Below are 24484 nucleotides of genomic sequence, written 5' to 3'. Positions count from 1 at the left end.
CGACACGCCGCGCCGCGGCTACTCGACCACCCCTGGGGATGGCCGCCGCAGGCGCCACTCCCCCGCTGCCGCCCCTCCCGGCGGCCGCCGCAGGCGCCACTCCCCCGCTGCCGCCCGCCGCAGGCGCCGCACCCCCTGGCGGCCGCCGCAGGCGCCGCACCCCCTGGTGGCCACCCCCGACGCCGTCCCCCGTGAAGGCCGCCCCCGGCGCTGTATCCCCTCGGTGGCCGCCTCCGGCGCCACCGCACGACGAAGGCCCGGGTCCTGCGCAGCAGGACCCGGGCCTTCGTTCGTGCCCCCCCTCGCTCCCGATGAGCAGTGCTGACGGCCCGCGGGGGTGTCGTGGGCAAGGCGGAGGAGGAGAGCTGTAGCGGAGCTACAGCCGACGACGACAACGCCGCCCACGGCACCCCCGCGGGTCGTCAGCCCTTGGTGGCGCCGGCGAGGAGGCCGCGGACGAAGAACCTCTGCAGCGAGAAGAACACGATGAGCGGCACGATGATCGAGATGAACGCGCCGGCCGTGAGCAGCTCCCACGACTGGCCGTAGGAGCCGGTGAGGTCCTGCAGCGCCTTCGTGATCGGCAGGCCCTGTCCGGAGGTGAAGACCGTCGCGACCAGCAGGTCGTTCCAGACCCAGAGGAACTGGAAGATGCCGAAGGAGGCGATCGCCGGGACCGAGAGCGGGAGGACGATGCGGAAGAAGATCTGGCCGTGTCCGGCGCCGTCCACTCGTGCCGCTTCGATGACCTCTCCGGGGATCTCGGAGATGAAGTTGTGGAGCATGAAGATCGCGAGTGGAAGCGCGAAGATCGTGTGCGCGATCCACACCTTCGCGTAGGAGCCGTCCAGTCCGTTCACCCCGAGGCCGGGGAGGATGTAGAGCCCTCCGATGCGCAGGCCGTCCGAGAACAGCTGCAGCAGCGGCACGAGCGCCATCTGGATGGGGACGATCTGGAGCGAGAACACGAGGACGAAGAGCGTGTTGCGGCCCTTGAAGTCGATCCAGGCGAACGCGTAGGCGGCGAGGCTGGCGATCGTGATGGGGATCAGCGCGGCCGGCAGGGTGATGACGAGCGAGTTCACGAACGCCTTGCCCAGGGTCAGGCTGTCGCCCGAGTTGAGCGCGTTCGCGTAGTTGTCGAGGGTGAAGCCGGGGTTGGCGAAGATCGTCCACCAGCCGGTCGTCTTGATGTCGTTCGCGGGGCGGAACGACGAGATGAACAGCCCGAGGGTGGGGACGGTCCAGATGACGGCGATGATCAGCGCGGCGAGCGTGGCTCCGCGCGACGTCGTCGCCTTCTTGACCTTGCCGCTGGCCGTCTCGATGCGGGACTCCCCGCGCAGGAGGCGCCGTTCGGTGGTGCGGTCGACCGGGACCTGGATCGGAGTGGGCGTGACGCTCATCGGATCTCCCTCTGCTTGGCGAGCTGGCGGGCGTTGTAGACGACGATCGGGAGCACGAGCAGGAACAGGATGACCGCGAGGGCCGCGCTGTAGCCGCTGCGGGCGCCGAGCTGGAACTGGCGGACCATCTCGAACGCGAGGACCGTGGTGTCGGAGCGGCCGCCGGTCATCGCCGAGACGATGTCGAAGACCTTCAGCGACGCGATCGAGATCGTCGTGAGGACGACCACGATCGAGGAGCGGATGCCGGGCACGGTGACGTTCCAGAAGGACTGCCATGCGCTGGTGCCGTCGAGCGAGGCCGCTTCGAGCTGCTCGGAGGGGACGCCCTTGATCGCGGCGGAGAGCACCGTCATGGCGAATCCGGCCTGGGTCCAGATGAGGACGACGACGAGGAACAGCGTGTTCCACGGCTCGAGTCCCAGCCAGTCGACCGGCGGGGCGCCGAAGGCGGTGAGGATGCCGTTGAGGAGGCCGATCTGCTCGCCCTGGCGCACGTCGTAGAAGAACTTGAAGATGATCGACGCGCCGACGAACGAGATCGCCATCGGCATGAAGACCAGCAGCTTGAAGAACTTCTCGCCGCGGCTCTTGTCGATGAAGACCGCGTAGGCGAGGCCGATGGCGGTCGCCGTGATGGGGGCCAGGAGCACCCAGACCACCGTGTTGAGGAAGGCCGTGATGCCGTCGGGACTGGTGAAGACCCAGACGAAGTTGTCGATGCCGGCGAATCCGGAGCCGTCGTTCTTCATGAACGCGTTGATCGCCGTCGTGATCGTCGGGTAGATCAGGCCGATGAGGATGAAGAAGGCGGCCGGTGCCATGAATGCGATGAGCTGGAGTCCGTAGCCCGCGCCTTTGCGGGACCGGAAGTCGAGCAGGAACAGCGCGCCGCCGATGACGGCGGCCACCACCGCGACCCAGAGGACCGAGTTGTAGAGGCCGAAGACCAGCAGGAGGACGACCGGCAGGGCGACCGTGACCGCGAGCCGGAGGACCGTGTAGCCGGTGCCGCGGCGGGGCGCGATCTCGACGAAGAAGAGGATGAGCGCCACCACGGCCGCGAAGGCCAGGAGGATGAGCGGGATCTGCGCGAGCGGCGGGATTCCCGCCAGCCATTGGAAGAACCCCGAGATGGTGATGGGGGACATGGACGCCCTTTCGAGTGCGACTCTGGACTCAGGAGGGGCCCGGCCCCGGGATCCGTGGATCCGGGGGCCGGGCCGTCACAGCTGAGCCGCCACTCGGGAGCGGCGGCTCTGCTCCGCTGCTAGGAGGTGTAGCCGGCCTGGATCTCCTCGAGCGCCTGGTCGGTGCTCGTGCCGTCGATCCAGTCGACCATGCCCTTGAAGAAGCTGTCCGAGCCCACTGCCTTCGGCATGAGGTCGGACGCGTCGAAGCGGAACGTGGTGTCCGGGTTCTGGAGGATCGCGATGGAGTCCTTCAGGACGTCGCTGCCCGCGTTCGCCGGGTCGAGGCCGGTGTTCGCGGAGATGACGCCGCCGAGGGAGACGCGGCTGTTGGCCCAGTCGGCGCTGGCCAGGTACTCCTGGACCTTCGCGGTGTCCTCGTCGTTCGAGAACGCGGCGACCATCTCGCCACCACCGGTGACGGCCTGGGCGTCGTCGGCCTTGACCGGCGGGGTGAGGAAGGCCCACACGTCGCCGTCCTCGGCCACGTTGGCGCCGGCCGAGGTCAGGAAGCCCTCGAAGAACGAGGCCTGGTGGGTCAGCGCGCAGGTGCCGTTCGCCATGTTCTGGGCGACGTCGCCGAAGGCGGTGGAGTTGATCGACTTCACGTCGCCGTAGCCGGCGTTGACGAGGGTCGGGTCGAGGAGGATCGATCCGACGGAGTCGAACGCGGACTTGATGGCCGGGTCGGTGAAGGGGGTGTCGCCCGCGACCCAGGAGTCGTAGACGTCGGGGCCGGCCTCGCGGAGGACGGCGTCCTCGATCCAGTCGGTCCCGGGCCAGCCGGAGGCCTCACCGGAGTTGAAGCCCGCGCACCAGGACGGTCCGCCGGTCTTCTCGGCGATCGTCTTGCCGAGCGCCTCCATCTCGTCCCACGTCGTGGGAACGGAGACGCCCCACTCCTTGAACTTGGCCGGCGAGTACCAGATGTAGCCCTTGACGGACGCCATCAGCGGCGCGCCGTACTGGGTGCCGTCGACCTGGCCGTACTTCTGCCAGTCCTCGGACCAGTTCTGCTTGACGTTGGCGAGAGCGCCCTCGGGGAGCTCCTGCACCTTGCCCGAGGCGACGGTGTCGGCGAGCAGACCCGGCTGCGGGAAGATCGCGAGGTCGGGGGTGTCGCCACCCTGGACCTTGATGCCGATCTGCTTCTCGAACTCCTTGTCGCCCGTGTACTTGATCTCGATGTTGTTCTCCTTCTCCCAGTCCGCCCAGGACTGCTCGAGAAGGGTGGCCTCGTCGCCGTTGATGGTGCCGTAGACGTTGACGACGCCGTCGGCGGTGCCGACCGTGCCGGCCGAGCTGCCGCCGCCGGCGTTCGGGTCGTTGGGGTCACTGCTGCTGGAGCAGCCCGCGAGTGCGATGCCGGCTGCTGCCAGAACGGCGACCGGGACGGTGATACGGCGGTGCAGGGATGACCGCATTCTTCCTCCTCATTGAGTGGTGGAACCAGCTGAGCAGGCCGCTCCTCGGCGATCGGGGATCGGGAGGCTGTGGCGGCTCGAAGCGTGTGCCGCGACGACTCGGATGCTGGTGATGGCGATGCCAGGAGGAACTCCGAGCGGATCACCGGATTCGTGTGGGTGGGCTCCCACGGAGGGAAACCTTTCCACAAGAACGATGAAAGCACAACGCCGGTGATAGAGCGCTCTCTGAGATAACGATTCGGCGTCAGAACAGCGATCGCGGCGGCGGAGCCGGGCGGAGATCGATCTCGACGCGACGCCCGGCCCCCGGGCGGGGTATAACTTCCTGGAACCGTTTCCAGCATCGAGGCCGGACGGTCGGGAGGAACGCCGTGCCAGGCATCGAAGAGGTGGCCGAGCTCGCAGGAGTGTCGAAGGCGACGGTCTCGCGCGCGCTCAGCGGCCGGGGCTACGTCTCCGCGGGGACGAAGCAGCGCGTCGAGCGCGCCGCGACGAGCCTGGGCTACGTCGTCTCGGCCAACGCCTCCAGCCTCGTCACCGGGCGCAGCAACAACATCGCCGTGATCATCCCGATCATCAACCAGTGGTTCTTCGCCGGGATCATCGAGGGCATCGAGCGCGCTCTGCTCGCCGCCGGCTACGACCTGCTCCTCTACAACATCGACAAGCACCTCGACGTCCGCCGGAGCGTGTTCGAGTACTACCTCGTCCGCAAGCGCGTCGACGCGATCGTCGCCGTCACCCTCGAGATCTCGCCGCACGAGACGGAGGCGCTCCTCGCCCTGGGCAAGCCGATCGTCGGCATCGGCGGCGAGCTCCCCGGCATCCCCACCTTCAGCATCGACGACGTCGCCGCCTCCCGCCTCGCCACGGAGCACCTCCTCTCCCTCGGCCACGAGCGGGTCGTCCACATCGGCGGGCTCGCGGAGGAGGAGATGGACTTCCACGTCCACACGCAGCGCCGCGACGGCTTCCGCCAGGCGCTCGCGGCCGCCGGCCTCGAGCCCGGCGCGCAGGACATCGTGCCCACGACCTTCGACATCCCCGGCGGGCACAGCGCCGGACGGCAGGTCCTCGGCGACCCCCGGACCCGGCCGACGGCGATCTTCGCCGCCTCCGACGAGATCGCGATCGGGATCATCCTCGCGGCGCGCGAGCTCGGCCTGTCGGTGCCGGAGGACGTCTCGGTCATCGGGATCGACGACCACCCCCTCGCCGAGCTCTTCGGTCTCAGCTCGATCCGCCAGGACCCGCGGCAGCAGGGCGAGCTCGCCGTCGCGCTGGTGCTGGACGCGCTGGCCGCCCTCGGTCGCGGCGAGTCCCCTCCCCCAGCCCGCCACACGCTGATCCCCGCCTCGCTGGTGATCCGCACCAGCACCTCGGCGCCGAGGGGGGCGAGAATCGGAGCATGAGCGACTCCGACACCCCCACTGTCCGCGACGTCCCCGAGCGGTCCCGCTTCGTGATCGAGGTCGGCGGCACCCCGGCCGGCTTCGCCGTCTACACCCGCCAGGGCGACGAGGTGGTCCTCACCCACACCGTCGTCGACGACGCCTGGGAGGGCCACGGCCTCGGGAGCATCCTCGCGCGGGCCGCGGTCACCGCGATCTCGGAGGCGGGCGGCACGGTCGTTCCGCGCTGCCCCTTCATCGCGGCGTGGCTGCGCAAGCACCCCGACGTCGACGCCCGGGTCCGCTGGCCCGAGGACTGATCACTCCGGAGGCGTTCCGCTCCGGTCTCGAGCGAGCAGACGGCGCCCTCCTCCGGACCGGCTCGTCCTGCGCCCGCTCCGCGCGGGAGGGGATCAGTCGCGCGGGCCGACGACGAGGCGCTCGTGCATGATCTCGACAGCCCGCTCGAGGACGCGGCGGTCCTCCGGGGTCAGATCGGCGAAGATCGGCGTCAGCGCGTCGCCGAGGTCGGTCCGCCACGCGTTCAGCGCGTCAGCGCCGGCGGGAGCGAGGCGGATCTGCCAGGCGCGCGCGTCGAGGGGATCGGCGATCCGGTCGAGCCAGCCGGTCTCGACGAGGTTCTTCACGATCTTGGTCATCGTGGGCTGCGAGACGCGGCTCTGCGAGGCGAGCTCCCCCAGGCGCATCGGGCCCATCGAGAGGAGCACCGAGAGCGTGCGCCAGACGGCCTGCGACTCCTGATTGCCGGTCGCCTGGGCGGCGAGGCGGGTGATCCGGTGCGTCACCGAGACGAAGTCGCTCAGGAGCTCGCTGAGCGAGACCTCGCTGGGCGGGACGTCGCGCGCGGGGAGCCCGGCGAGCAGATCGTGAGCAGTCACGCTCCGATCCTAGGGGCGCGGGCCGCCGTCGGCCGGGAACGACGAAGGGCGCCGCCTCCGAGGAGACGACGCCCTGCGTCTGCAGGCGTGCCTGCGTCACCCTGACGAGCGACCGGCCGGAGCCGGCACCCGCGACGGGTGGGGGACTTACTTGACGGTGACGGTCGCGCCGGCGCCCTCGAGCTGAGCCTTGGCCTTCTCGGCGGCCTCCTTGTTGACGGCCTCGAGGACCGCCTTGGGGGCACCGTCGACGAGCGCCTTCGCCTCACCGAGGCCGAGGCTGGTGAGGGCGCGCACCTCCTTGATGACCTGGATCTTCTTCTCGCCGGCGGCCTCGAGCACGACGTCGAACTCGGTCTGCTCCTCGACCTCTTCGGCGGGGGCGGCCGGGCCGGCCACACCGGCGGCGGCGACGGGCGCCGCAGCGGTGACCTCGAAGACCTCTTCGAACTTCTTGACGAACTCCGAGAGCTCGATGAGCGTGAGCTCCTTGAAGGCCTCGATGAGCTCGTCCTGCGTGAGCTTTGCCATGATTTTTCTCCTTGTTTTTCTTTGTCTACGAACCGCGCGCGCACTGCTTCCCGGAAGGGGAAGACGTCAGCTCGCGGACTCCTGCTTCTCGCGCAGCGCCTCGACCGTGCGAACGGCCTTCGAGAGCGGAGCGTTGAACAGATATGCGGCGCCGAACAGCGAGGCCTTGAAGGCGCCGGCGAGCTTGCCGAGCAGAACTTCGCGGGACTCGAGGTCGGCGAGCTTGCCCACCTCTTCTGCGGTCAGCGGGTTACCGTCGAAGTAACCGCCCTTGACCACGAGGAGAGGGTTTGCCTTGGCGAAGGCACGCAGCGACTTCGCGACGGCGACAGGGTCGCCGTGCACGAACGCGATGGCCGAGGGGCCAGCGAGCTCGTCGTCGAAGGACGAGATACCGGCGTTGTTCGCCGCGATCTTGGTCAGCGTGTTCTTCACCACGGCGTAGGTTGCGTGCTCACTGATGTCCTTGCGCAGCGTCTTGAGCTGAGCAACAGTGAGACCGCGGTACTCGGTCAGCAGAACGGCCGTCGAGCTCTGGAACTTCTCCGTGAGTTCGGCAACCGAGGCTTCCTTGTTCGCCATGGCTACTCCTGTGAATTCTCGTGCCGGTAGCCCGAAGGCAGGCAAAGAAAAAAGCTCCGGCACAGGGGCGCGGAGCTTCGGGATCGCGGTGAGGCGGAACTGAACTCGTGCACCTGCGCGGGCAATTCGCTTCGCGAATCCTTCGTCCGGTGGCGATCCGCGGGGCCGGGGCCCTGCTCGTGCGCACACCGGAAACCGGCGGTCTTTGGCTTCGGGAAGCGTACGACACCGCGGCGCGCGGGCGCAAGTCGAGGAGGAGGGCCCTCGCGCGGGATGCTGGAGGCATGACCGGCCCGACCCCCGACTCCGCCCGCGACGTCGACTCCGCGATCGCCTCGGTGGAGGGCGAGCTCAGCACCCTCTTCAACCGCGTACGGGCGGCGATGCGCTCCTACGCCGAGCGGCTCCACCCGGAGCTGACGCCGCTGGGCTACAAGACGATCTCGGCGCTCGAGCGCCGTGGGCCCGTGCACTCCGGCGTGCTGGCCGAGCTGCTCGAGATGGACAAGTCGGCGCTCAGCCGCCAGATCACGGCGCTCGACCGCCTCGGCTTCCTGGAGCGCACTCCCGACCCGCAGGACGGCCGCGCGACGATCCTCGCGGTGACTCCGGCGACCGCCGCGCGGCTGCGCGAGATCCGCAGCTCGAACCAGGCGCTGATGCACGAGGAGCTGCGCAGCTGGGCTCTCGCCGACGTCGAGCTCTTCGCCTCTCTCCTGCACAGGATCAACGACCTGGACATCTGACGCTTAGCATCCCCTCCGTTCGGGGACAATCGCCCGACGCCGCCCGCGGGACTGCGTAGTTTCGGAGGCGATGGACCAGCACTCCTCCTCCCCCCTCCCTCTCGACGTCGACAGCGCGCTCGGCTTCGCGCGCGCTCTGAGTGCCGACGCGCCCCGCCCCGGCACCGGTCGCACCGCCGAGCTGCACGGTCTTCTCGAGCGCCTGGCCCGGCACGATCTCGGCGTCGCGCGCGCTGTGGAGCCGCACCTCGACGCTCTCGCGATCCTCGGCGAGGCGGAGCTCGCCCCCTCCGGACTCGGAGTCGCCGCCGACGCCGCCTGGGGGGTCTTCGCGGCCGAGGGCGGCGGAGATCCCCTGGTCGCCTGCGAGAGCGACGGCGGCTGGCTGCTGGACGGCGTGAAGCCCTGGTGCTCGCTGGCCGACCGCCTCGACGCCGCCCTGGTCACCGCTCACGTCGGCGACGCCTCCGGCGAGCGCCGCCTCTTCGCCGTGGCGCTGCACGACGGGACGGCGACGCCGGAGCAGGACGCCTGGCACGCGCGCGGCCTGACGGAGGTGCCGAGCGGACCGGTCCGCTTCTCCGGGTCCCGGGCGGTTCCCGTGGGAGACGCTGGCTGGTACCTCTCGCGGCCCGGCTTCGCCTGGGGCGGGATCGGCGTCGCCGCGTGCTGGCACGGCGGAGCCCTCGGGGTCGCGGCGGCCGTCGCGGCAGCGGCCGCCCGACGCGAGGACCCGCACCTCCTGGCCCACCTCGGAGCGATCGACACGGCGCTCTCCGCCTCGCGCCGCGCGCTGGACGAGGCCGCTGCGGCGATCGACGCGGGCGAGGCCGACGGCTCCCGCGGCTCGCTTCTCGCCAAGCGCGTGCGGGCGAGCGTCGCCGATGCTGTGGAGGAGATCCTGCTGCGCGCCGGACGCGCCCTCGGTCCGGCTCCGCTCGCCCTCGACGCCGAGCACGCCAAGCGCGTCGCCGACCTGACGCTCTACGTCCGCCAGCACCACGCCGAGCGCGACGACGCCGCTCTCGGCCGTGCCGTGCTCGCCTCGGGCGAGGCGGCCTCCTGGTGAGCCGGCCCTTCGACGGGCGCCTCGAGGGCACTCCTCTCGAGCGCTGGAGCGCGGACGGCCGCCGCGACCGGCTCCCCGAGCTGACCCTGCCCGACGAGATCCAGCGCGTTGTGGTCGTCGTCGCGCACGCCGACGACGAGACCCTCGGCTGCGGGGGCACCATCGCGCTCGCGCGCCGGCTCGGGATCGCGGTCGACGTCGTCGTCGTGACCGACGGAGCCGCGGCCCACGGAGAGCGGGACGCGGACCTCGCCACCGAGCGCCGGCGGGAGGCCGAGGACGCCCTGGCGGAGCTGGGCCCCGGCATCGGGCTCGCCTTCCTCGACGTGCCGGACTCGGCGACTCCGGAGCACCGCGAGCGCATCGCGCGCGAGGTGCGCGAGCGGGCGGCCGGCGACGCCGGGACCGTCCAGCTCCTCTCCACCTGGACCGGGGACGGGCACCGGGACCACCGCGTGGTCGGCGAGGTCTGCGCGGAGGTCGCGCGCGAGCTCGGGCAGCCGCTCCTCGCCGCGCCGATCTGGCTGTGGCACTGGGCGGTCCCGGAGGACCCCGAGGTGCCGTGGGGCGACCTCGTGCGCCTGCCGCTCGACGACGAGCTGCTCGAGCGCACCCGCCGCGCCCGCTCCCGCTACCCCAGCCAGACGCGCCCCGGACCCGACGGGACCGCCCCGGTGCTCCACCCGCTCTTCCTGCGCACCTTCACCGGGGACGACCGGCTGGTGAGGATCGCATGAGCTACTTCGACGAGCTCTACGCCCGCCACGAGGACCCGTGGGGCTACACGAGCCGCTGGTACGAGCAGCGCAAGCGCGCCCTCACCCTCGCGAGCCTGCCGGAGCAGCGCTACGGCTCGGTGCTGGAGATCGGCGCCTCGATCGGCGTGCTGGCCGAGGCGCTGGCCGACCGGGCCGACCGTCTGCTGGCGATCGACGTGTCCAGCGCCGCCGTCGAGCGTGCCGCCCGCCGCCTCGCTCCGCTCGGCCACGTGCGGGTCGAGCACCACGACATCACCCGCGGAGTACCGGAGGGTCCGTTCGACCTGGTCGTGCTCTCGGAGGTCGGCTACTACCTCGGCGACGCCCTCCCCGGCGTGCTGCGCAGCATCCGCGACGCCCTCGCCCCCGCGGGCGAGCTCGTCACCGTGCACTGGCGGCACCCGATCGAGGGGCTCGCTCTGGACGGCGACGCCGTGCAGGCCGCCGTGGCAGAACTGGGTCTGCACCGCCTCGCCCGCCACGAGGAGGAGGACGTCCTGCTCGAGGTCCACGCCCGCGACTCCCGCTCGGTCGCCCGCCGGACGGGGCTGGTGTGAGCCGGCTCGCGCAGGTGCTGGTCGTCGTGCCCGCGCGCGACGAGGAGGAGCGGATCGGCGGCCTGATCGCCTCCGTCCGGGCGAGCGCGACCCACCTCGCCCTCCGGGCGCCCGGCATCGGGATGCGCCTCGTGGTCGCCGCGGACGGCTGCTCCGACGCGACCGTCGAGCGGGCCCGTGCCGCCGGCGCCGAGGTGCTGGAGCTCGCCCGCTGCGGAGTCGGCGCCGCCCGCTCCGCCGGGATCGAGCACGCCCTCTCCTCCGTCTCCGCTCCGCTCGAGCAGGTGTGGATCGCCAACACCGACGCCGACACCGTGGTCCCCCGCGACTGGCTGGCCGCCCACGTCGAGCACGCCCGACGGCACGACGCGCTGCTCGGCACGGTCCGGCCCGACCCGGCCGACCTCTCCCCCGGCGCCTACTCGCGCTGGCGCGACGTCCGCGCGCGGGAGGAGTCGATCGGCAGCATCCACGGCGCGAACCTCGGCGTCCGGGCGAGCGCGTACCTCGCCGCAGGCGGGTTCGGGCGAGAGCCGCTGCACGAGGACGTCCTGCTCGTCGAGCGGCTGCGCGCGAGCGGCGCCCGGGTCGGAGCGACGGACCGCGGCGAGGTGGTCACCTCCGGCCGCCGCGACAACCGGGTCGAGGGCGGCTACGGCCGCTACCTCCACGCTCGCTTCCCGGCCGAGACGACTCCGGCCGGCGGCTGAATCCGGTACACGCGCACGCGGAACACGATGCGAGGGGTCCCTGTCAATGGTCGGGCCGCGGTTTGTCATGGATTGCGCAGGAGAGTCAAATGGGTGTCGAGCACGACCCGGTGCTCTCCGATGGAAGGGTCACCGCATGAATCCCCGCCTCGTCCTGCTGGCACTGGTCGCCTTCACCGCCTACGTGTTCGGCTCCCGCGCCGGCCGTGGCCGCTACGAAGAGCTCCGCCATCTCGCACTCGGCGTGTGGAACGACCCGGCCACGAAGAAGACGCGCAAGAAGCTCAAGAAGACCTCCAAGCGCGAGGCCAAGCAGCTCACCGCCATCGCGAGCAGGGCTCGCGACAAGGTGCAGCGCCGCCTCCGCTGACCCCCGCTTACACGACTCACAGGACGCCGGCCCGCCGGTGTCTCCGCTCGCATCGGAACGGCCGATCGAGCACGAACTGAAGGAGAAACATCATGGGCATCATCAGCTGGATCATCCTCGGCCTCATCGCCGGTGCGCTCGCCAAGCTCATCCTCCCGGGCAAGCAGGGCGGCGGATGGATCATCACGATCGTCCTCGGCATCGTCGGCGCGCTGCTCGGCGGCTTCCTCAGCACGCTGTTCGGCATCCAGGACGCCGTCAACGGCATCAACATCGTGAGCATCATCGTCTCCGTCGTCGGTGCGATCGTCGTCCTCCTCATCTACGGCGCGATCGTCGGCCGCAAGTCCCGCGCGTAAGTCGCGCTCCCCGAAGGCCCCCGGCATCCGTGCCGGGGGCCTTCGGCGTTCCCGGACGGCCGCACGCCTGCTCCTGCGCTCGGACCCCTCCGCCGTGGAGAAGCTGGGTGTCCGCCGAGCGCGCAAGGGGTTGATGCTGGGAGCCGCAGACGATGGACTGGAGGCACGACGGCGCGGCTCCACTGCGCCCTCGCCCCGACGAAAGGACGTACTCGCTCATGAGCGACGACACCGCAACGGTCCCCACGATCACCCTGAACAACGGCGTGGAGATCCCGCAGCTGGGCTTCGGCGTGTTCCAGATCGACCCGGCCGAGACCAAGGACGCGACCCTGGCGGCCCTCGAGGTCGGCTACCGCCACATCGACACCGCCGAGATGTACGGCAACGAGGCGGGAGTCGGCGAGGCCGTCCGCGCCTCCGGCCTCGACCGCTCCGAGGTCTTCGTGACCAGCAAGCTCAACAACGGCTTCCACGCCCGCGAGGACGCTCTCGCCGCGATCGACGTCACCCTCGGCGAGCTGCAGTTCGACTACGTCGACCTCTTCCTCATCCACTGGCCCCTGCCCGCCGTCGGCGACTACGTCGAGACGTGGAAGGCGATGGAGGAGATCTACCGCAGCGGCAAGGCGAAGGCGATCGGCGTCTCCAACTTCCAGACCAACCACCTCAACCGGCTCCGCGCCGAGGCGACCATCGTCCCGGCCGTGAACCAGATCGAGGTGCACCCCTACCTCGTGCAGCAGGAGCTCCGCGCCTACGGCACCGAGCACGGCATCGCGACCGAGGCCTGGTCGCCGATCGCGCAGGGCCTCGTCCTCGACGACGACACCATCACCCGCATCGCACGCAACGTCGACCGCAGCCCGGCGCAGGTCGTCCTCCGCTGGCACATCCAGCGCGGCGACATCGTCTTCCCGAAGTCGGTCACCCGCCAGCGCGTAGAGGAGAACTTCGCCCTCTTCGACTTCGAGCTCGACGACGAGGCGATGACCGACATCACGGCGCTCGACCGCGGCCACCGCACCGGCCCCGACCCCGACACGTTCAACATGATCCCGAGCTGACCCCGGCTCCACGGACGCGCCCGGCCTGCAGGAATCCTGCGGACCGGGCGCGTCCGTGCGCGCGGATGGTGGTCGGCGGAGCCCGCCGATCGAGATCCGCCACGCACGGACGGCGGGTCTCGAGCGCGGGTCAGGCCTGCGGCGAGTCGCGCCAGGAGTGCTCGGGGGCGTAGCCGAGGACCTCCCGGGCGTGGTCGATCGACAGGAGGGTCGTGTTCGTCCCCAGGTCGCCGCGCAGCTCGACGCCGGGGAACACCTCGGCCACCAGCTCGGCGTTGGGGCGGGTCATCACGGTGTCGGCCGCGGCGATGATGAAGCGGTCGAACCCGGTCGTCTCGGCGAGCAGCGCCTTCTCGACGGCCTGTGCCCCGTCGCGGCCGTCGATGTAGCCCCAGAGGTTCCACTTGCGCAGCAGCGCGTCGGAGTCGAACGACGGGAACTCGGCGTAGTCGGCCTCGTCCATGACGTTCGAGAAGCGCAGGCCCGTGATCTTCAGGTCCGGGTGCCAGCGGCACAGCTCGATCGCCATCTGCTCCTCGAGGTGCTTGGTGAGCGAGTAGACCGACTCCGGGCGCGCCGGGTACTGCTCGTCGACCGGGATGTAGGGCGGCGGGACGTCGAAGGGCAGGCCCAGCACGGTCTCGCTGGAGGCGTAGACGACGTTGCGGATCCCGGCCCGGATCGCTCCGTGGAACGCGTTGAACGTCGCGATCATGTTGTTGTGGAACGTGGCGACGTCGGGCACCAGGCCCGGCGCGGGGATCGCGGCGAGGTGCACGAGCGCGTCGATCCCGTCGTACTGGTCGTTCACCGCCTGCAGCGCGTCCACGACCTGGCCGTAGTCGGCGATGTCGATGCGGACGAATCCCGCGCCCCGGTCCCCCGCACGGTCCAGGTTGAAGACCTCGTGCCCGGAGGCGCGGAGGCGGGTGACGACGTGGCGGCCGAGCTTGCCGGATCCACCGGTGACTGCGATTCTCATGCTCGAACGCTAACGGGCCCGCGGCGGGGGCGGCGAGGGGTGGCGGATCAGACGCGCGAGTGGAGCGAAATCGCGCCGCCGACCTCGGGCGTCGTCTCGTCGGCGACGAGCTCGGTCCAGCGGCGGAGCACGGCGGCGCCGGCCGCGTCGTTCACGGCTCCGTCGACGACGAGGACCGGGTAGGGCTTCTCGGGCACGCCCTCGGCGGGCCGCACGTCGACGTGGGCGACGTCGTAGGCGTGCTCGAACAGCCAGTCGGCCATCGCGTAGTCGCTCCGGGAGTCGCCGACGGTGCGCCAGCGCTGCGGGATCGCGCCGGTCGCTCCGAGCAGCTCCACGGCGCGCTGAGCGCCGAGGTCCTTGCCGAGGCGGTTCGACTCGATGTCGGTCGAGATGACGGTCGGGTCGATGCGGAAGTCGACAGTCCCCTCCTCGTTCGGGTACCGGATGCCGCGGCGCTCGACTCCGAGGCCCGCGGCGGTCATGATCTGCAGCGCGTCGGCGTCGAAGACGAGCTGGCGCTCGAGGTAGTCCTCGCTCGGCAGGTCCACCAGCTGCTCGGCGGAGACCATGGCGCGCTTGGTCTCGTCGAAGAAGACCAGGTCGTCGTAGTCGGAGCGGATCATCCGCTCGAGATCGCGGGCGACCGGCTCGGGGATCGCGAGCGACTCGTCGACGATCGGCTCCGAGGTGCCGCGGTAGTCGACGGTGAACCAGACGGCGCCCTTCTCGCAGACGCACACGATGCGCGCCTCGGCCGAGACGCCGCGCTCGAGGAGCGCGGGCAGGACCCGCTCGCGCAGGAACGCGTCGGAGCGGCCCGTGTTGAACACGATCGGGATGCCGGCGTTGGCCAGGGCGACGAGGTCGTCGGCGATCTCGGGGATCGAGATCGTGCGCGTGACGGGGCTCGCGATGGGCCCGTCGACGTCGAGGAGCAGGCCGAGCGGAGGGGGTGTGGAGGTCATCGTGTCCCATTCTGCCGTGCCGGGGCCGCTCGACGCCTCCGTGGCCGCCTCCGCGAGATGCCACTTGGGTCCGCCTGCACCGGCGTGTCGCGTACCCGAGTGGCATCTCGCGGAGGGACGGATGCGGGCGAGGGGGGTCAGGAGGCGGGGACGACGAGGGTGCGCTGGGCGGTGGTGCCGTCGGGGGCGAGCACGGCGAGGGTGATCAGGGTCTCGGAGTCGCGGCAGTCGGCGGTGACGGCGGCGGAGGAGGAGGCGAGGTCGACGGGCTCGCCCGCACTCGCGTCGGTGGTGCCGACGGCCAGGCGGGCGGTGTCGCCCCCGCTCGTCTCCCACGACAGGGCGAGCGGGACGGAGGCGGTGCGGTCGCCCTCGCAGTCGACGGAGGCGGGGGTGGAGGCGAAGGAGACGATCGCGGGAGGAGCGTCGGATCCGCCGCCCGACTCGGCCTCGGACGGAGCGGCGGAGACCGTCGGTGCCGGGGCGGCGGCGCCGCCGGTCGCCTCGGCGGAGCCCGGAGCGGCGGACGTCGCCGGAGCGGTCTCGGACGGCTCCGAGGACGGGCCTGCGGACGCCGTGCCGGCGCTCGGCCCTCCTCCGTCGGCGGGCCGGACGAGCAGCACGATCGCGAGGACGACGGCCACGAGTCCGAGGGCGGCGAGGACGATCCCGGTGGTGCGGGCGGAGCGGGACGGCATCGGTCCTCCTGGGACGGGAACGGGAGAGGGGGAACGGGCGGACGGGACGGGACGGGAGTGACGGGGAGGGGCGCAGCAGGCAGGGGGCGGAGACGGGACGCGCGACGAGGGGACGGGGAACGGGAACGGGGAGGGACCGGGCGGCGGGCGCCCGATCCCTCCCCGAGGCGGAGGCTACGCCTCCTGGTCCTCACGGCGGCGGCTGCGGGCGATCAGGAGCGAGCCGAGGCCGAGGGCGACAGCACCTCCCGAGAGCAGCAGCCAGGAGCCGGTCTCCACTCCGGTGGAGGGGAGGCCTCCGGGGCCGGTCGGCGCGGTGATCGGCGCGGCCGTGGCGGTCGGTCCGGCCGTCGGCACGACCGTGGGCTGCGGGGTCGCCGTGGGCTCGGGGCTCACGGTCGGCTCGGGCGTCGCGGTCGGCTCGGGCGTCGCGGTCGGCTCCGGCGTCGCGGTCGGCTCCGGAGTCGCGGTCGGCTCCGGAGTCGCGGTCGGCTCCGGCGAGCCGGTCGGCTCCGGCGTCGGCGTGGGCTCCGGGGTCCCCGGCAGCTCGACGGCGGCGCCCTCCGGCGCCACGGCGAGCAGCGCCCGGGCGACGTCGCTGAACGCTCCGACCGGGTGGTTGCGGAACACCGGCGAGGTGCCGAAGAGGAAGCCCTCGGTGCCCGACTCCGTCGAGAACGAGACGGCCGAGGCCTGCCCGGCCGCGTCGCTCCGGGACTGCCCCTCGGAGTCGACCCAGTGCCCGGCGACGAACGTGCCGTCCTCCGAGTAGCTCTGCTCGACCGCGACCGACTCGTCGAAGCCGGCGAACCACAGCGCCGGGGAGACGAACGCGGTGTCCTGCGGGTAGTCGCCGAGGACTCCGCCGGCGGGCGTCTCGACCGAGACGATGCCGTTGGAGCCGCTGGTGCCGGTCTGCGCGGTCAGCGCGGCCAGGCCGAAGTCGGACACGAACGCCGCTCCGGCACCGCCGCGCCCGACGACGTCGCCGCCCGCCGCGAGGAACTCCTCGACGACGGCGCGGCCCGCGGCCTGCTCCGGGGTGAACGAGAGGGCGCGTCCCACGTAGAGCACGTCCGCGCCCTCGAGGGTCGCGGTGCCCGCGGTGAGCGCGGCCGCGTCGACGGCGACCGCGTCGGCGAAGCCGAGCTTCGCCAGCGCGTCGCGGTCCTCGTTCGTGCCGGAGTAGGCGACGCGGAGGGCGTCGAGCGCCTTCCCGTCCTCGGCCCGCACGCGGTCGGCGGTGGTCGCCGTGAAGTCGACGCCGAAGACGGCGGCGGCTCCCTCGGCGGCCGCGAGCCCGGCGGCGTCGGCGCGCAGGGCGATCGTGCCGTCCTCGAACTGCTCGAGAGCGACGCCGTCGGCCAGCAGCGCGTTGACGGCCTGGTACTCCAGGACGCCGCGCGGCTCGAAGGCGAGGTAGTCGGCGTCCGCGGGGACGGAGCCGGTCGGAGCGACGGCGGTCACCGGCTCCAGGCCGACGGCCGGGAGGGCGTCGGCGGTGGAGCCGATCGCCTGCACGTCGGCGCCCCAGAGGAGCGAGAGGCTCCAGGCCGAGACGTCGTACATCTCGGGCACGCGGCTCGAGATGTCGCTGCCGTCGGCGAGGAGGACGTTGGCGAGGCCGCGGACCGACTGGTGCATGTCGACCAGGTAGGTGCCGGCGGGGTAGGAGACTCCTCCGACGCTCGTGGCGGCCGTGGTCCGCGACACCTCGACGCCGTGGGCGAGGAGCTGCGCGACGAGCGTCTCGGCGTCCGAGACGGAGCGCTGCGTGCCGTCGACGGGGATGACGTAGGCGCGCGGGTACTCGGTCGTGTAGACGTCGGTCTCGTCCCAGATCTCGGTCCACTCGGTCGGCATGCCCGCGGGCAGGTCGGCCGCGGAGACGTCGGCGGGGATCTCGACGGCGGGGGCGCCGGTGACGCCGCGCTCGAAGATGGCGACCTGGTTGCTCAGCAGCGCGTCGCGGTTGGCCTCGATGTAGTCGACCGAGGCGTCCATGACGATCCCGGCGACCTCGACGTCGATGTCCGCGTTGGCCTGGCCCTGGGCGATCTCCTCGGGCGTGCTGTTCGCCGTGCGGCCGAGCGGCAGCTCCACCGTGTTGGTGATCGCGCCCTGGAAGGCGACGTACTGCGGGGCGAAGATGGGCGGCCAGTCGTCCCAGCCCGCGCGGATGTCGCGGTAGGGGATCAGGATCTTCCCGGTGTTGTCCGTCGTGGCGCTGCCGTCCTCGGCGAGGTACGTGTTGCCGGGCACGTCGGCCTCGACGACGCGGCGCTCGATCTCGAGCGCGGTCGCGTAGGCGTGCGGGAGGAACAGGTCGTACTCGTAGTTCTCGCCGTGCGGCGGGCCGCAGGGCTCGACCTGGAGGATCCCGGTGTAGCCGTGGATGTCGATGAAGTACGTGGGCTGGAGGACGCTGGAGAGGTCGCGGATCACGGCCGCCTCGCTGGTCGCTCCGGTGATCATGTCGCGGTTCGGGTCGTAGCCCGCGGCGACGGCGCGCTGGCCGAGGGCGCGGCCGTCGGGGTTGTTCGTGACGGTGAAGTAGAGGCGGTTGCCCTCGAGCAGCGCCTCGGTCCCGGCGTCCTCGGCGGTGGCGACGCCCTCGATGTACTCGAGGATCGCGTCACTGCCCTCCCACTCGTTGCCGTGGATGTTGCCGTTGAACCAGACCGGCACCTTGTAGCCGTCCATCAGCTCGGCGTCGGCGGCCGCGGCCGCGGGCTCGTACTTGAGCCGGTCGCGCCACTGGGCCTGCTGCGCCGTCTCGGCCTCGGTCTCGGGAGCGGTGACGGTGACCAGGTAGATGTCGCGGCCGAGGCCGGACTTCCCGACCACCTGGGTCGAGACCCGGTCGGAGCGGGCGGCGAGCGCGTTCAGCTGCGGCGCGATGGCGTCGTAGGGGGTGACTCCGCGCAGGAGCGAGGCGTCGGTCGGGTCGACGGGCACCTCGGTCAGCGGGGTCTGCTGCGGGTAGCTGGTCGGCACCGCGATCGGGGCGGACGGCGGACGCACGATGTCCACGCGGGTGTAGTCGGCGGGTGCTGTGGTGGTGGCGATCGCCGGCGGGGCGACCAGCAGGCCGCCGGCGGCGAGCGCGAGCGCGGCGCATCCGGAGGCGAAAGCGGTTCGAGATCTCAAGCGGAGTTCTTCCCTTGTCGAGGTGTGACGGAACGGATCGGGCCCCCGTCGGCGTCTGGATCTCCGAATCGGATGTGAACCCTCTCAGGAAGATAGAGGCTCCATGTTTCCGTCAGGTGTCGGCCGGGCCACCCTGCGCGAGATGCCACTTGGGTACGCCTCGCGCGGCGTGTCCCGTACTCAAGTGGCATCTCGCGAAGGGAGGAGGGCGGGCTCCGGTCAGAGGAAGAGGGAGAGGACGAGCGTGGCGCCGAGCGCGAGGACGGAGGCGAGGGAGACGCCGACGGTCACGGACTTGAGGGCGCCGCGGACCGACTGGCCGAGGAAGCTCTGCAGCAGCCAGAAGGTGTTCGAGGTGACGTGGATGCAGAACAGCGCGCCCGAGCCCGCGGCGAGCGCGATCAGCAGCGGGTCGAGGCCGAGCGTCGCCGCGACCGGCGCGACGACTCCGGCCGCCGTGATCGCCGAGAGGGTGACCGAGCCGACCGCGATGTGCAGCACGGCCGCCATCACCCAGACGAGCAGCAGCGGCGCGGTCGCCGAGGTCGAGAAGTAGCCCTTCAGGATCTCGCCGAGGTCGCCCTGCGCGATCACCGCGGCGAGCGCCCCGCCGACGCCGGTGAGCAGGAAGATCTGCCCGCCGTCCTGGAAGCCCTTGGCGACAGCCTTCTCCATCCGCGCGGTGCCCACGGTGGACCGGCCGACCACTCCGGTGCCGATCACGGCGAGGAGGAGCGCGATGACGGGGTTCCCGAGGAACTGCAGCACCGGCAGCTCGATCCCGGAGACGGTGAGCACCGCCTGCGCGGCGATGAGCAGGAGGGCGAGGAGCATGGGAGCGAAGAGGAGCAGGAGCGGGCGCTCGCGGCCGGCGTCGGCGTCGTGCGCCCCGTCCGGGCACGCCGCGTCCGTTCCGGACGAGCCGCCCGACGCCGCTCCGGCTCCGCTCGAGGACGCCCCGCCGCTCCCCCGGGCGCCGAACGACGGCAGCCGTCCGCCGTCCGCGGCCGGCGCCGTTCCCACTGTCGCGAGTCCGGTCGTGTCGTCGCGCACGACCAGCTGCTCGTCGCGCGCCGGGTCCCAGAATCCCAGGCGGAACGCGAGCGACATCAGCAGGATCGTGACCACGACCGTCGGCGCCACCACCGCGAACCCGCCGAGCATCATCACGCCCAGCGGCACTCCGAGCAGCCCCGCGAGCGCGACCGCGGCGAAGCCAGGCACCATCATCACGATGCCCGTCTCCAGCCCGACGGCGAAGGTCACGGCGACGATGCCGGTGCCCGCGCGCCCCAGCCGCGGCGCGATCCGGCGCGCGAGGGGTGCCGCGATCACGATCAGCGCGTCGACGAAGATCGTCTGCAGGTACGTGGCGAAGGACAGGCCGAGCGCGTAGGGGATCCCGCGGCGGCCGAAGACGCGCAGCAGGCCCTCGACGAGCCGGACGACGGCGCCCATCTCGTTCAGCATCGCGCCGATGAGCACGCCCCAGCCGATCAGGAGGCCCGCCTCCATCATCACCTCGCCGAAGCCGGTGGTCATCGTGGAGACCGTGTCGACGGGGCCGAGCCCGGTGAGCAGGCCGATCGCGGCCGCTCCGACGGCCAGCGCCAGCACCGGGTTGAACCGGAACCGCACGATCGCGACGACCACCACGACGATCACGAGGGCGACGACGCCCAGGGTGTACCACTCGGGCATGACGTCCTCCTCCGCCCGCGACTGCGCGTGCCGTCACACCCTAGGGGACCGCCGCGCACCCCCTCGCCCCCGCCGGGCACGGGGCCCTAGCGTGGACGCATGGCACTGACGCTCCCCGAGCCCCGACTCCCCTCCCTCCTCGACTCCCCCGTCCTGCGCTGGGGGGTGATCGCGCCCGGCTCGATCGCCGGCTCGTTCGTCGAGGCGCTGCAGAAGCACACCCGGCAGCGCGTGGTGTCGGTCGGCTCCCGCTCGCTCGAGCGCGCGGAGCGGTTCGCGAGCCGGTTCGGGATCGAGCGGGCCTCGGCGGGCTACGAGGCGGTCGTCGAGGACCCGGAGGTCGACGTCGTCTACATCGCCTCCCCGCACTCGGAGCACGCCCGGCAGGCGCTGCTCGCCATCGCCGCGGGCAAGCACATCCTGGTCGAGAAGCCGTTCGCGCCGACGCCGGGCGAGGCGGAGATGATCGTGCACGCCGCGCGCGACGCCGGCGTCTTCGCGATGGAGGCGATGTGGATGCGCTACCTGCCGCACATGGACGTCGTGCGGCAGCTGCTCGCCGACGGGGCGGTCGGCGCGCCCGCCGTCGTCTCGGCCGACTTCGGCGCCGCCTTCGACTTCGACCCCTCCAGCCGCATCTTCGACCCGGCGCTCGCGGGCGGCGGCCTGCTGGACGTCGGCGTCTACGCCTCCTCCTTCGTCTCGATGGTGGCGGGCACCCCGCAGAGCACCGTCGTCGCCGGCAGCCTGACCTCGACCGGCGTCGACGCGACGGCGACGATCGTCGGCAGCCACGCGCACGGGGTGCAGTCGGTGGCCACCTCGACCGTGCTGGCCGACACCCGCCACTCGGCGAGCGTCGCGGGGCGGGCGGGGCGGATCGACGTGCACCCGTCGTTCTGGACGCCGAGCGGCGTGACGCTCACCCGCGGCTCCGAGAGCGGGTCGTGGGTCGACGGGACGCCGCTCCAGGGCGGCGAGGGCCTCGCCTGGGAGGCGCTGCACGTCGCGCAGTACGTGGCGGAGGGGCGCACCGAGTCGCCGCTGCACCCGCTCGACGAGGTGGTCGCCGTGGTGCGGACCCTCGACGACGCGCGCCGCCGGCTGGGCGTCTCGGTCTAGGGCGGGGCGGAGGTCTCAGCGCGGACTGCCGGGGCCGGTGCGGTTCGGCGCAGGCGCGTGCGATCTGCAGGGGCTCGATCGATCTGCAGGGGCTCGATCCGTCTGCAGGGGCTCGATCCTTCTGCAGGGGCTCGATCCATCTGCAGGGGCTCGATCCTTCTGCAGGGGCTCGATCCATCTGCAGGGGCTCAAGCGATCTGCGGGCGCGCGTGCGATCTGCGGGCGTGCAATCTGCAGGAGCGCGTGCCATCTGCAGGACGCTGGGTGATTCGCAGGGGCGATTCGCAGGGGATCGACCGCGTCCGGAGACGTCCTGCTCGCAGAAGGAGGCATCTCGCTCGGATCCCCTGCAGACGGCACGGTCCCCTGCAGACGGCACGGTCCCCTGCAGACGGCACGGTCGCCTGCAGACGGCACGGTCCCCTGCAGACGGCACGGGCCCCTGCGGACGGCACGGTCGCTCGCACAGCGCGCAGCCGGCCCTCAGCCCGCCGGCAGCTCGACACGGAAGCTCGTGCGCCCCGGCTCGGACCCGACGAGGACGCGTCCGCCGTGGGCGTCGACGACCGCCGCCACGATCGCCAGGCCCAGCCCCGTCGATCCGGTCGTGCGCGCTCGGGAGGAGTCGCCGCGGGCGAAGCGCTCGAACAGCACCGGCACCAGCTCCGGCGCGATGCCCGGGCCGGAGTCGGTGACCGTGATGACCGCGATCGGCCGCCCCTCCGACACCTCCTCGGCGAGCGCGGCCACGACCCGGGTGCCAGGGGGCGTGTGGACGGTCGCGTTCCGCAGCAGGTTGGCGACCACCTGGTGCAGCCGGAAGCCGTCGCCGCGGATCTCGATCGGCTCCTCGGGGAGCTCGAGGTCCCACTCGTGGTCGGGGCCCGCGGCGTGCGCGTCCGAGAGCGCCTCGATCACGAGCAGCGTCAGGTCGACCGGCTCCTTCTCGAGGTCGCGGCCCTCGTCGAGACGGGCGAGCAGGAGGAGGTCCTCGACCAGCGAGGTCATCCGGGTGGCGGCGGACTCGATCCGGTCGAGGGAGTACGCCGCCGACTCCGGCAGCTCGGCCCCGCCGCGCCGGGGCAGCTCCGCGTAGCCGCGGATCGCCGCGAGGGGGGTCCGCAGCTCGTGCGAGGCGTCGGCGACGAACTGCCGCACCTTGTTCTCGCTCGCCTGCCGCGACTCCAGAGCACCCGTGACGTGGTCGAGCATGCGGTTGAAGGCGGCGCCGACCCGGCCGACCTCGGTGCGGGTGTCGGCGTCCTCCTCCGGGACGCGCTCGACCAGCTCGACGGTGCCGCGGTCCAGCGGCAGCTCGGCCACTCGCGTCGCCGTCGCCTCCACCCGCTCCAGGGGCCGGAGGGCCACGCGGATGATCGCGGTGGCGAGGAGGGCGACCAGCAGCATCGCCAGCAGCACCACCACGACGACCACCCAGGTGAGGGAGGCGAGCGTCTCGGCCACCTCGCCCAGGGGGACGCCGACGACGACCACCGAGCCCTCGACCGCCGCCGCGCGCACGCGGTAGGTCCCGAGGCTCCCGGGCAGCTCGATGGTCGCCTCCTCGCCCCCCGCGGCGACGGCGGCCGCGAGCACCGAGTCGGCCGGGTCCGAGAACTGCCGGCAGACCCCGTCCGCATCGACGTAGGCGCCGATGAAGGAGCCGTCCGAGCCCTGGACGGCGGTGATGGTGCTGAGGTTCTGACTCGGGCCGCTCCCGAAGGATCCGCTCGGGCAGGTCGTGGCCTGCTCGATCGCGCTCGAGCCGCCGAAGCGGCTCGGCCCGTCGAAGTCCTGGAGGCGCTTGACCGACTGGCTGAGCGACGCGTCCGTGCTGCCGTAGAGGATCGAGCGCGCCGAGAGCACGCTGACCGCTCCGACGACGCCCGCCGTCACCGCGACGAGCACGACCACGGCGACGACCATCCGCCGCTGCAGGGTCCACGGCGCGCGTCGACCGTGCCGGGAGCTGCGGAGGGCGGAGCGGGTCGCGAAGTCGCCGAGCGACGGGCGGCCGGAGCGGCTCACTGGTCGGCGGGCTTCAGGAGGTAGCCGGCGCCGCGCACGGTGTGGACCATCGGCGAGCGGCCGGCGTCGATCTTCTTGCGCAGGTACGAGATGTAGATCTCGACGACGCTCGACTTGCCGCCGAAGTCGTACGACCAGACCCGGTCGAGGATCTGGGCCTTGCTGAGCACGCGCCGCGGGTTGCGCATCAGGAAGCGCAGCAGCTCGAACTCGGTCGCGGTCAGCTCGATCTCGTCGCCGCCCCGGCGGACCTCGTGGCTGTCCTCGTTCAGCACCAGGTCCCCCACGACGACCTCGGGGTCGTCCGCGTCGTTGGCGAGCAGGGTGCTGCGGCGGATGAGGCCGCGCATCCGGGCGACCAGCTCCTCGAGGGAGAAGGGCTTGGTGACGTAGTCGTCGCCGCCGGCCGTGAGCCCGGCGATCCGGTCGTCGAGCGCGTCCTTCGCTGTGAGGAAGAGGACCGGGGTCTCGCTGCCGTCGGCGCGGACCCGCTGGAGGACTTGGAGGCCGTCGATGTCGGGGAGCATCACGTCGAGCACGATCACGTCGGGCCGGAACTCGCGGGTGATCGTGATCGCGGCGCGTCCCTCGGCGGCGGTCCGCACCTCCCAGCCCTCGTAGCGCAGCGCCATCTGGAGCAGGTCGGTGAGCGTGCTCTCATCGTCGACGACGAGAACGCGGATCGGCGTCCCGTCGGCGCGCTTGAGGCGGGTGCGCTGCGCGGGGGCGAGGTGCTTCGAGGGGGCCGGGGTGCTCATGACTCCAGTATCGGG

Annotated in this window: 24 protein-coding genes; 11 read left to right on the top strand and 13 right to left on the bottom strand. The window is 72.0% G+C overall.

All coding sequences use genetic code 11. From position 1 onward, the window contains the following. Positions 1-422 precede the first annotated feature (422 nt). The 3 genes from GSU45_RS04225 to GSU45_RS04215 form a co-directional block, all read right to left on the bottom strand. Positions 423-1406 carry a carbohydrate ABC transporter permease gene (locus GSU45_RS04225; protein WP_159912971.1) on the bottom strand — a complete coding sequence of 328 codons (984 nt, stop codon included), beginning with the start codon at positions 1404-1406 and terminating at the stop codon, positions 423-425. Then, positions 1403-2557, bottom strand: a complete 1155-nt coding sequence (locus GSU45_RS04220) for a sugar ABC transporter permease (protein ID WP_244248210.1) — start codon at positions 2555-2557, stop codon at positions 1403-1405. Before GSU45_RS04220 ends, GSU45_RS04225 begins: the two co-directional genes overlap by 4 nt. A 119-nt stretch (positions 2558-2676) precedes the next feature. Next, positions 2677-4020 (bottom strand): ABC transporter substrate-binding protein, encoded by a 1344-nt coding sequence (locus GSU45_RS04215; protein WP_104353895.1) that lies wholly within the window; start codon positions 4018-4020, stop codon positions 2677-2679. Positions 4021-4394: 374 nt separating this feature from the next. Between GSU45_RS04215 and GSU45_RS04210 the strand changes: the two genes are divergently transcribed. Continuing rightward, positions 4395-5435, top strand: coding sequence for a LacI family DNA-binding transcriptional regulator (locus tag GSU45_RS04210; RefSeq protein ID WP_159912969.1), 1041 nt, complete (start codon positions 4395-4397; stop codon positions 5433-5435). Next, positions 5432-5734 carry a GNAT family N-acetyltransferase gene (locus tag GSU45_RS04205; protein ID WP_159912967.1) on the top strand — a complete coding sequence of 101 codons (303 nt, stop codon included), beginning with the start codon at positions 5432-5434 and terminating at the stop codon, positions 5732-5734. The genes GSU45_RS04210 and GSU45_RS04205 overlap by 4 nt, the downstream gene beginning before the upstream one ends. Before the next feature lie 93 nt (positions 5735-5827). On the opposite strand, the gene GSU45_RS04200 is transcribed toward GSU45_RS04205, so the two are convergent. The 3 genes from GSU45_RS04200 to rplJ all read right to left on the bottom strand — a co-directional run bounded on the left by GSU45_RS04200 (position 5828) and on the right by rplJ (position 7426). Then, a complete protein-coding gene (locus GSU45_RS04200; RefSeq protein WP_244229591.1) occupies positions 5828-6313 on the bottom strand; it encodes a MarR family transcriptional regulator in 486 nt (161 codons plus the stop codon). A gap of 147 nt (positions 6314-6460) precedes the next feature. Then, positions 6461-6844, bottom strand: a complete 384-nt coding sequence (gene rplL / locus GSU45_RS04195; RefSeq protein ID WP_159912965.1) for a 50S ribosomal protein L7/L12 — start codon at positions 6842-6844, stop codon at positions 6461-6463. Positions 6845-6910: 66 nt separating this feature from the next. Then, positions 6911-7426 (bottom strand): 50S ribosomal protein L10, encoded by a 516-nt coding sequence (rplJ, locus tag GSU45_RS04190; protein ID WP_055791018.1) that lies wholly within the window; start codon positions 7424-7426, stop codon positions 6911-6913. A gap of 284 nt (positions 7427-7710) precedes the next feature. On the opposite strand from rplJ, the gene GSU45_RS04185 reads away from it, so the two are divergent. The 8 genes from GSU45_RS04185 (at position 7711) to GSU45_RS04150 (ending at position 13062) form a co-directional block, all read left to right on the top strand. Further along, on the top strand, positions 7711-8172 hold the full coding sequence (locus GSU45_RS04185) for a MarR family winged helix-turn-helix transcriptional regulator (RefSeq protein WP_159912963.1): 462 nt from the start codon (positions 7711-7713) through the stop codon (positions 8170-8172). A 70-nt stretch (positions 8173-8242) separates the two neighbouring features. Beyond that, positions 8243-9241 (top strand): acyl-CoA dehydrogenase, encoded by a 999-nt coding sequence (locus GSU45_RS04180; RefSeq protein ID WP_159912961.1) that lies wholly within the window; start codon positions 8243-8245, stop codon positions 9239-9241. Further along, positions 9238-9978 carry a PIG-L deacetylase family protein gene (locus tag GSU45_RS04175; RefSeq protein ID WP_159912959.1) on the top strand — a complete coding sequence of 247 codons (741 nt, stop codon included), beginning with the start codon at positions 9238-9240 and terminating at the stop codon, positions 9976-9978. Before GSU45_RS04180 ends, GSU45_RS04175 begins: the two co-directional genes overlap by 4 nt. After that, entirely contained in the window at positions 9975-10556 is a 582-nt protein-coding gene (locus tag GSU45_RS04170) for an SAM-dependent methyltransferase (RefSeq protein WP_159912957.1), read from the top strand. The genes GSU45_RS04175 and GSU45_RS04170 overlap by 4 nt, the downstream gene beginning before the upstream one ends. Further along, positions 10553-11266: a glycosyltransferase gene (locus GSU45_RS04165; RefSeq protein WP_159912955.1), complete on the top strand. Its 714-nt coding sequence runs from the start codon at positions 10553-10555 to the stop codon at positions 11264-11266. Before GSU45_RS04170 ends, GSU45_RS04165 begins: the two co-directional genes overlap by 4 nt. A gap of 136 nt (positions 11267-11402) precedes the next feature. Next, on the top strand, positions 11403-11636 hold the full coding sequence (locus GSU45_RS04160; RefSeq protein ID WP_159912953.1) for a hypothetical protein: 234 nt from the start codon (positions 11403-11405) through the stop codon (positions 11634-11636). 92 nt (positions 11637-11728) lie between these two features. Beyond that, positions 11729-11995 (top strand): GlsB/YeaQ/YmgE family stress response membrane protein, encoded by a 267-nt coding sequence (locus GSU45_RS04155; RefSeq protein ID WP_104224330.1) that lies wholly within the window; start codon positions 11729-11731, stop codon positions 11993-11995. Between the two features lie 218 nt (positions 11996-12213). Next, positions 12214-13062, top strand: coding sequence for an aldo/keto reductase (locus GSU45_RS04150; protein ID WP_159912951.1), 849 nt, complete (start codon positions 12214-12216; stop codon positions 13060-13062). Between the two features lie 130 nt (positions 13063-13192). Here the strand turns inward: GSU45_RS04150 and GSU45_RS04145 are convergent, their stop codons facing one another. The 5 genes from GSU45_RS04145 to GSU45_RS04125 form a co-directional block, all read right to left on the bottom strand. Next, on the bottom strand, positions 13193-14044 hold the full coding sequence (locus tag GSU45_RS04145) for an NAD(P)-dependent oxidoreductase (RefSeq protein WP_159912949.1): 852 nt from the start codon (positions 14042-14044) through the stop codon (positions 13193-13195). Between the two features lie 47 nt (positions 14045-14091). Then, positions 14092-15012, bottom strand: coding sequence for a hypothetical protein (locus GSU45_RS04140; protein WP_159912947.1), 921 nt, complete (start codon positions 15010-15012; stop codon positions 14092-14094). Positions 15013-15149: 137 nt separating this feature from the next. Continuing rightward, a complete protein-coding gene (locus tag GSU45_RS04135) occupies positions 15150-15710 on the bottom strand; it encodes a hypothetical protein (protein ID WP_159912945.1) in 561 nt (186 codons plus the stop codon). Between the two features lie 174 nt (positions 15711-15884). After that, positions 15885-18860, bottom strand: coding sequence for a M14 family zinc carboxypeptidase (locus tag GSU45_RS04130; RefSeq protein WP_159912943.1), 2976 nt, complete (start codon positions 18858-18860; stop codon positions 15885-15887). A 219-nt stretch (positions 18861-19079) separates the two neighbouring features. Beyond that, positions 19080-20561, bottom strand: a complete 1482-nt coding sequence (locus GSU45_RS04125; protein ID WP_159912941.1) for an SLC13 family permease — start codon at positions 20559-20561, stop codon at positions 19080-19082. A gap of 99 nt (positions 20562-20660) precedes the next feature. On the opposite strand from GSU45_RS04125, the gene GSU45_RS04120 reads away from it, so the two are divergent. Further along, on the top strand, positions 20661-21683 hold the full coding sequence (locus GSU45_RS04120; RefSeq protein ID WP_159912939.1) for a Gfo/Idh/MocA family oxidoreductase: 1023 nt from the start codon (positions 20661-20663) through the stop codon (positions 21681-21683). Between the two features lie 483 nt (positions 21684-22166). On the opposite strand, the gene GSU45_RS04115 is transcribed toward GSU45_RS04120, so the two are convergent. Together GSU45_RS04115 and GSU45_RS04110 are read right to left on the bottom strand one after the other, a co-directional pair. Then, positions 22167-23711 carry a HAMP domain-containing sensor histidine kinase gene (locus GSU45_RS04115; RefSeq protein WP_244248209.1) on the bottom strand — a complete coding sequence of 515 codons (1545 nt, stop codon included), beginning with the start codon at positions 23709-23711 and terminating at the stop codon, positions 22167-22169. Beyond that, positions 23708-24469: a response regulator transcription factor gene (locus GSU45_RS04110; protein WP_159912937.1), complete on the bottom strand. Its 762-nt coding sequence runs from the start codon at positions 24467-24469 to the stop codon at positions 23708-23710. The genes GSU45_RS04115 and GSU45_RS04110 overlap by 4 nt, the downstream gene beginning before the upstream one ends. Between the last annotated feature and the right edge of the window lie 15 nt (positions 24470-24484).

The organism is Rathayibacter sp. VKM Ac-2801, assembly GCF_009834245.1.
GTDB lineage: Bacteria > Actinomycetota > Actinomycetes > Actinomycetales > Microbacteriaceae > Rathayibacter.
Note: the sequence above shows the minus strand (reverse complement) of the source record. Positions and strands in the feature narration are given on the sequence as shown.

Coding starts and splice junctions, on each gene's coding strand:
- GSU45_RS04225 (WP_159912971.1), bottom strand. CDS start 1,406: ATGAGCGTCACGCCCACTCCGATCCAGGTCCCGGTCGACCGCACCACC.
- GSU45_RS04220 (WP_244248210.1), bottom strand. CDS start 2,557: ATGTCCCCCATCACCATCTCGGGGTTCTTCCAATGGCTGGCGGGAATC.
- GSU45_RS04215 (WP_104353895.1), bottom strand. CDS start 4,020: ATGCGGTCATCCCTGCACCGCCGTATCACCGTCCCGGTCGCCGTTCTG.
- GSU45_RS04205 (WP_159912967.1), top strand. CDS start 5,432: ATGAGCGACTCCGACACCCCCACTGTCCGCGACGTCCCCGAGCGGTCC.
- rplL (WP_159912965.1), bottom strand. CDS start 6,844: ATGGCAAAGCTCACGCAGGACGAGCTCATCGAGGCCTTCAAGGAGCTC.
- rplJ (WP_055791018.1), bottom strand. CDS start 7,426: ATGGCGAACAAGGAAGCCTCGGTTGCCGAACTCACGGAGAAGTTCCAG.
- GSU45_RS04185 (WP_159912963.1), top strand. CDS start 7,711: ATGACCGGCCCGACCCCCGACTCCGCCCGCGACGTCGACTCCGCGATC.
- GSU45_RS04180 (WP_159912961.1), top strand. CDS start 8,243: ATGGACCAGCACTCCTCCTCCCCCCTCCCTCTCGACGTCGACAGCGCG.
- GSU45_RS04170 (WP_159912957.1), top strand. CDS start 9,975: ATGAGCTACTTCGACGAGCTCTACGCCCGCCACGAGGACCCGTGGGGC.
- GSU45_RS04160 (WP_159912953.1), top strand. CDS start 11,403: ATGAATCCCCGCCTCGTCCTGCTGGCACTGGTCGCCTTCACCGCCTAC.
- GSU45_RS04155 (WP_104224330.1), top strand. CDS start 11,729: ATGGGCATCATCAGCTGGATCATCCTCGGCCTCATCGCCGGTGCGCTC.
- GSU45_RS04150 (WP_159912951.1), top strand. CDS start 12,214: ATGAGCGACGACACCGCAACGGTCCCCACGATCACCCTGAACAACGGC.
- GSU45_RS04145 (WP_159912949.1), bottom strand. CDS start 14,044: ATGAGAATCGCAGTCACCGGTGGATCCGGCAAGCTCGGCCGCCACGTC.
- GSU45_RS04140 (WP_159912947.1), bottom strand. CDS start 15,012: ATGACCTCCACACCCCCTCCGCTCGGCCTGCTCCTCGACGTCGACGGG.
- GSU45_RS04135 (WP_159912945.1), bottom strand. CDS start 15,710: ATGCCGTCCCGCTCCGCCCGCACCACCGGGATCGTCCTCGCCGCCCTC.
- GSU45_RS04125 (WP_159912941.1), bottom strand. CDS start 20,561: ATGCCCGAGTGGTACACCCTGGGCGTCGTCGCCCTCGTGATCGTCGTG.
- GSU45_RS04120 (WP_159912939.1), top strand. CDS start 20,661: ATGGCACTGACGCTCCCCGAGCCCCGACTCCCCTCCCTCCTCGACTCC.
- GSU45_RS04110 (WP_159912937.1), bottom strand. CDS start 24,469: ATGAGCACCCCGGCCCCCTCGAAGCACCTCGCCCCCGCGCAGCGCACC.